This window comes from Streptomyces sp. NPDC007205 (genome assembly GCF_040634095.1).
Lineage (GTDB): Bacteria > Actinomycetota > Actinomycetes > Streptomycetales > Streptomycetaceae > Streptomyces.
This window is the reverse complement of sequence record NZ_JBEYEW010000104.1, coordinates 1-6,129: the sequence shown is the minus strand read 5'-3', so window position 1 is coordinate 6,129 and position 6,129 is coordinate 1. Positions and strand designations below refer to the sequence as shown.

The window sequence follows — 6,129 nt, the reverse complement described above, 5'->3', positions numbered from 1 at the left end:
AGGCGGCGCTGCGTGCGCCGCAGCTGGGTGTCGCAGCCCCGGTTGCCGCCGCTTACGCCGCAGCGGCGACCGCACACGCGAGGCTCCTGATCGCTATGCCCGGGACTGCTCGCGCTGGCGGCTTGTCCGGCGTCGTCCCTAGGCGGTGCACTGGTGAGGTCTCCGCCTGCCCACGGCGGCTACGCCGCGTCAAGTTAGGTGTGGGCGGGGCCGGATGGATTTTTCCTGTTCTGGTTGTTCATGGTGCCCATGGGGGGCTTGATGGTGCAAGTGCGTGGTATGAATCTGGGAGTCTTGGTGATCGGCGGCGGTGTCAGCGGGCTGACCACCGGGCTGGTGCTGGCACGGCGCGGGCATCAGGTGCGGCTGCTGGCGGCAAACTCGGCCGAGCAGACGGTATCCACCGTGGCCGGCGCGCTGTGGGAGTTCCCGCCCGCAGTCTGTGGCCAGCACGGCAATCCTTTGTCCGTGGCCCGGTCCAAGGCCTGGTGCGTGACTTCCTACCAGGAATTCGAAAGGATCGCGGCGCAGGGACCGCATACCGGGGTGCGCATGGTGGAGGCCGACTTCTACTTCGCCTCACCGGTGCAGTCGGACAGGGTGGAGCGGACCAAACTCGCCGAGCTCACCGCACTGGCTGAGCAGGGAGAGCTCCAGAGGCTGCGGCCGCTGTCCCGCGAGGAACTGTCAGAGGTCCCAGCAGCATTCCGTGTGGTCGAGGGATATCGCATAGTGGTGCCGGCCATCGACACCCCCCGGTACATCCCGTGGCTGCGACAGGCGGCCGTCGCAGCTGGAGTGGAACTGGTTCGTCCCGGCTGCGACGGAGTGCCGCAGCGGGTGACCGGTCCGCTTATCCCCCAGGAGGCGGCGCTGCGCAGCGTCTTCGGCGTCGACGCGATCGTCAACTGTGCCGGGATAGGCGCGGCTGAACTCGCGGGCGCGGCCATGGTGCCGCTTCGCGGGCTGTTGTGGCGAGTTCCCCGTGTACTGTTCGCTGATGGGACAGGTCCCCAGCGCGCCTGCGTGATGGCCAAGAGCGACCATGTGCAGGACATGGTCTTCGTGGTGCCGCGGACTGATGAAGTGGTGCTCGGCGGCTTGGTGGAGCCGTCCGAGTACGACGTGTCCATCGGTAAGGAATACCGACCTGCGCGAGATATGTTCGACCGGTGCCGGGCGTTCCTGCCGGAGTGGCTCGGCCCCCTGGACCTCGACGACCCGCGTATCCAGCCGACGGTGGGACTGCGCCCCTACCGGCTGGAGAACGTGTGCGTGGCCCGCGACTACGGCTTCAACATCACTCACAACTTCGGACACGGTGGGTCCGGCTTCAGCTTCTCCTACGGCTGCGCAGAAGAAGTGGCCGATCTGGTCGAGTCCTACGCCCCGCCCGCGTTGACCTCGACCTTTCAAACAGCTGATTCGTGGCAACTGCTGCGGTGAATCCCGGCTTACTGCACGCAGAGTTGCAGGAAGGGGTCGTAGGAGGCAAGCGCGTCGCAGCCGTGTCCGGAAGAACAGAAGGGCGCTACGACAGTGCGCAGTCGGCGTGGCCGACCGTATGCGTGGCGCCCCGCCGCAGGCGGCGCGGAGGGAACGCCACGAACACTGTCGCCAGGCTACCCCAGCAGCTGGGCCGCGAACCACAGAACAGGCGTGCGGGGCACAGTGGTCGGCCAACGCTCGTCGGCGTGAGGTGTCAGCCTCCGTCGCGGGCGATGTACCGGCCGACAGCGGTCCAGACCGGCTCAGCCGCTTCTTCCGGCACGGGCTTGTCAAGTTCCTTGTATAGGAGGTGAGTTGGGGTATGCCGGTGGTGCGGGTGGTGTCTGGTTCAGGCGGTCGTGGCCATGAGTGTGGTGCCGGTGATCTGGTGCCAGATGGTGAAGCGGTTGGTCATCTCGGTGCGGTAGCCGGGGGCGGTCATCAGGTGTCGGCGGGGACGGAAGTGCGGTGAGATCCGGGAGAAGGCGGCGAGGAATCTCTGGGCGGTGCCGACGTGGCGGAAGCCCTTCATACGCCGCTCGCGCTATGGCGTCGGTCAGCGTTTCGTAGGGATCGTCGACGTGGTCGGCGAGTGCGGCCTCGAAAGCGGCGGTCTCCATGAGCTCCGGGCGGCGTCGGCGCTTGCGGTGCATGTCGATGATGCGGCGCTTGAGGATCGTCCAGGCGTAGCCCTCCAGGTTCTCCATCTGCAGCATGCGCGGCCAGCGGTCCATGACCTGGTCGAAGGTGAGGTCGACGGCTTCTTCCGCGTCGGCGTCCGAGCCGAGCTGCAGGTAGGCGTAGCGCATGTAGTCGGTGCGGCGCCGCTGGTGGAACGCCCAGTACGACATCCGCGCGGTCACGTCCCACTGGTCGATCGGCACCGCGCGCGGCGTCCCCACCGCGCCGCCGGTCTCCTCCGGACCCGTCTCGCTCACGACGCCTCCCGCTGCGGTTCAGGAGTGCGAGCGGGGGTGCGGGCGCCGGTGAGCTGGGCGATGCCGATACGGACGCCGGCCGTGAGCAGCCGGCGGCATCCGCGGATCACATCCGGGCCGAACACCCTGAGGGCAAGCGCGATTTCAACCAACCACGCTGCAGCGCTGTGCTGCACGGATCCTCCCCTGTTACCTGTTTCATTTTTGGGTGCCGCCCTCCCCTTAGGCACCAGAAGCGACAGCCGCCTCCACCCATCAAGCGCTTGGGGAAGCCGGAACGTGCAGCCGACGTCCCAAAAAATATTACGGTCAGTATCGAAACGATTGCGCCTAGTTCAATCGTTGACCATGCTGCAGTGAGCGTCGGCACCCGCACAGGAGATCGCCGACTGCCGGAGGCGGAGTCCAGGGTGGAGTGACCGCGATATCGTGGAGGGCCACTGACGACCATTCCATCCCATGATCTGGCAGGAGATCCGCGTGCCTGAGGACCCCATCGCGCAGGGCGAGATCGCCGCTCTCACCCGCCGTTTCGAGGACGTGGCGGAGCGGACGGATCGGGAGTTCGGGATCGTCAAGAGCGATCTCACGGCCCTGCGCCTGCAGGTGGGCAACCTTGATCAGAAGGTGGGCAACCTGGACGCGAAAGTGGATGACCTTGCCGGTGAGGTACGCGGCCTCACCGAGAAGATCGATCGCAACCAGGCGCAGATCGTTGAGCTGCTGACCCAGCTGATCGGGCGGAACCCGAACGCCAGCTGATCTTCCTACGGCTGCGGCCCGCGAACACCCGATGTGTTCGCGGGCCGCAGCCGTATGTGTGCAGGTCAGATGGTGGGCGCGGCACGGGCTGCCGTTCCCTCTCTGCTGCTACGGGTTGTTGTGGAGGCGGTGCTGGCGGGCGGTAACCAGCGTGCGCCATCGGGTGCGCGTGGCCTGTTCGCCATCCAGCCACTGCGGCGCCGTGTGGTCGGCGGGGAGAGGGAGGCCGGCCATGAAGGAGACGATGTCGATGTAGTAGGCGTAGTCCCCGTTCTGGGTCTGTTCGCGCAGCCGGGAGAGGGTGGCGGCGAGTGCGGCGTGGTCGTCGAGGAGAGCCTGGTGGAACGCGGCGGCGAGTTGGAGGGTGGGGGTCATGGAGGTGAGGCCGGCGATGTCGAGCTCGGTGCGCAGGGTGTGAATGCGGTCGTCGAGCGCGGGAGTGCCGGCGTCGCGGATCAGTGCGGCGATGGCCGCGTTGATCGTGGTGGCGCGCAGGTCGAGGCTGGCGAGGAGCTGGTGGGCGAGGTCGATTTCGTCGTCGGCCTGGCGGGGGTCGTAGAAGGCGACGGCGAGGGCGCGCAGGGCTTGGTTGTGTGCGGCTTCGCCGGCTTTTGCGTGCTGTTCGGCTTCGGTGCGCCCGGCGAGGTAGGCGGTGGCCGCGCGTTCCGGTTCGCCCTACAGCCACCACAGGTCGCCCAGGACGCGCTGGTGGCGTCCTTCCCATCCCAGCCTCTGTGCGGCGGCGTGCGCGGTGGGGAAGTCCCCGGCGAGCCGGGCGGCCTGGGCGAAGCCGCGCCGGGCGGCGGGGGCCAGGCGGCCGTTGCCGTCGGCGACCTGCTGGTATCCGCGGCGTGATTCCTGGCTGTGTCCGGTGTCGCGGTGGGCCTTGGCCCGGTAGTACAGGGCCATCTCCTCGAGCTCGGCGGGCAGGAGGCGGGTGTCGAGCACGGCGGTCAGCCGGTCCACGGTGCGGGCGCGGTGTCCAGCGGTCGTCGGTGGTGTCGTCGGCGCTGCGGACGGCGGAGCGAATCAGGCCGTGCAGATGGAACGGCCAGAAAGCGAAGGGGTTTTCGCGGATGAAGGGCCGCTCGGTCAGCCGCTGGGCGGGAGCCTCGTGGGTGAGGCCGGCCGCCTTGGCGGCGAGGGGGATGTCGAAGGCGTCCAGGAGGCTGACCAAGCGCAGGACGTGCCGTTCGTCGGGAGTGAGGTCGGACAGAGTGCGGGAGACCAGGGCGGGAAAGTCGTGGTCGAAGTCGGCGGGCTGCGGGGTGCGGCCGCTGCGGCGCAGTTCCAGGAACCGGGCGACCGACAGGTCGAGGTACAGCGACAGCCCATGCGCCCTGGTGGTGATCACCTGCCGGATGGGTTCGCCGATCAAGGGCTGGCCGTCGCGGGTGAGACGACGGGCGAGGTAGTCGTCGCAGTCTTCGGGGGAGAAGTCACCGATCAACACCTGCCGCGGCGCGCCGGCGCGGGCAGGGGTACGGGCGGCAGGCACTGCGGAGTGTGCGAGTCCGGGCCAGGGGGTGGGGCCGGGGTAGTCGAGCTGACACTGCAGAGCCGGATCGGCCCACTGCAGGCGGGAACGGCCAGTGATCACCCAGAAGGCACCCGGTATGAGCCACACCGTGCGCTGGATGAGCCGCTCCAGGTCGCGGCGGGTTCGATCCCCGACGTCCTCAAAGGTGTCCAGCAGAATCACCGGCGTGACGCGTTTGCCCTGGGGGAGGCGGGCGAGCTCCCAGGCCAGCAGATGCGGAGGCGTCGTCAACTTGTCGGGTTGGTGGGGTGGTTGAGGGTGCGACAGGTCGTGGTGGGGCCAGGTGGCAGCCGTGGTTCAGCCTGCCGTGGGCAGGGCGGCGACGCCGGTGATGTGGTCCCAGACGGTGAAGCGGGCGGTCATCCCGGCCCGGTACTCGGACGCGGTCATCAGGTGACGGCGCGGCCGGAAATGGGGCGAAATCTGGCTGAACGCGGCGAGGAACTTCTGGGCCGACCGAGGCGAGCGGAAGCCTTTCATGGCGCGTTCGCGCTGCCTCGTCGGCTGGTGCGAATTCTCCGCCCGGTTGTTCAGCCCCTTGTGGGAGCGGTGTTCCACCGAGCCCATCAGTTCCCGGTGAGCCGGCCCGTAGGACCGGCACTTGTCGGTCACCAGCACCCTGGGCACCCGGCACTGCTTCTTCATCAGTTTGGCCGTGAACCGCTTCGCGGCCTTCGCGTCCCGCCGGGACTGGACCAGGATGTCCAGATGGCCGTCCTGGTCCACCGCCCGCCACAGGTACTGCCGCATCCCGTTGACCTTGATGAACACCTCATCGAGATGCCATTTGTCGCCGGCCTGCGGCCGGCGACGGCGTAACGCGGCTGCGTACTCGGGTCCGAACTTCTCGCACCACTGCCGGACGGTCTCGTGGGAAACGATGATCCCGCGGGCCAGCAGCAGCTCCTCGACCTCGCGGAAGGAGAGCGGGAAGCGGGGAAGTACAGCCACACCGCGTGGGAGATGATCTCCGCCGGGAACCGGAACCCCCTGTATGTCGGCGGCGTGTCCATGAGCAGCCCCCCCGAGACGATCTCCATGAGGACCATCTCACGCCCGCCGCTAATCTGACAGCACCCGCGGGACCCCTGGCACTGGCCGACCCGAGGCTGCTGTCCCGTGTCCTCATCGGCCCCCGCCCAGTCGGAAGTCCGCGCACTACCGCCGCCTGAATCCGCGGCTACCGTGCTCCCCGAAACGTTGATCATCTCTGGAGGACGGGCGTGGAAAAGATCCAGGGCCGCGAGTTCGCCGCGAGCGCGGAGGTCAGCGGCTACGTGCTGGACGCCCGGCGGCTGCTGAACGTCTAGGGTCTGTTGCGAAAGTTGATCTTGTTGGTTGATGATCACGTCCTGTGGGACGTGGGGATCTGACGAACGGGCAGTGGGCCCGTCTTGAGCC

General features: G+C 68.0%; 5 protein-coding genes and 3 pseudogenes. 2 read left to right on the top strand and 6 right to left on the bottom strand.

The annotated features are described in order from the left end of the window. The first annotated feature begins 279 nt into the window (after positions 1-279). On the top strand, positions 280-1,446 hold the full coding sequence (locus ABZ624_RS41760) for an FAD-dependent oxidoreductase (RefSeq protein WP_360100773.1): 1,167 nt from the start codon (positions 280-282) through the stop codon (positions 1,444-1,446). Positions 1,447-1,837: 391 nt separating this feature from the next. Here the strand turns inward: ABZ624_RS41760 and ABZ624_RS41755 are convergent. The 3 genes and pseudogenes from ABZ624_RS41755 to ABZ624_RS41745 form a co-directional block, all read right to left on the bottom strand. After that, positions 1,838-2,044 (bottom strand): annotated as a pseudogene (locus ABZ624_RS41755) (IS6 family transposase); the annotation flags it as partial. Between the two features lie 85 nt (positions 2,045-2,129). Continuing rightward, positions 2,130-2,297, bottom strand: a pseudogene (locus ABZ624_RS41750) (sigma factor); the annotation flags it as partial. 125 nt (positions 2,298-2,422) lie between these two features. Beyond that, positions 2,423-2,602, bottom strand: a complete 180-nt coding sequence (locus ABZ624_RS41745) for a hypothetical protein (protein ID WP_360100770.1) — start codon at positions 2,600-2,602, stop codon at positions 2,423-2,425. 283 nt (positions 2,603-2,885) lie between these two features. Here ABZ624_RS41745 and ABZ624_RS41740 point away from each other — a divergent pair, with 283 nt between their 5' ends. Continuing rightward, positions 2,886-3,188, top strand: coding sequence for a hypothetical protein (locus ABZ624_RS41740; RefSeq protein WP_360100767.1), 303 nt, complete (start codon positions 2,886-2,888; stop codon positions 3,186-3,188). A gap of 108 nt (positions 3,189-3,296) precedes the next feature. Here ABZ624_RS41740 and ABZ624_RS41735 read toward each other — a convergent pair whose 3' ends face one another. From ABZ624_RS41735 to ABZ624_RS41725, 3 genes and pseudogenes are all read right to left on the bottom strand, one after another. Then, positions 3,297-3,563, bottom strand: a complete 267-nt coding sequence (locus tag ABZ624_RS41735; RefSeq protein ID WP_360100764.1) for a hypothetical protein — start codon at positions 3,561-3,563, stop codon at positions 3,297-3,299. 300 nt (positions 3,564-3,863) lie between these two features. Continuing rightward, positions 3,864-4,154 (bottom strand): hypothetical protein, encoded by a 291-nt coding sequence (locus tag ABZ624_RS41730; protein WP_360100761.1) that lies wholly within the window; start codon positions 4,152-4,154, stop codon positions 3,864-3,866. Between the two features lie 871 nt (positions 4,155-5,025). Continuing rightward, positions 5,026-5,741: pseudogene (locus ABZ624_RS41725) on the bottom strand (IS6 family transposase). Positions 5,742-6,129 lie beyond the last annotated feature (388 nt).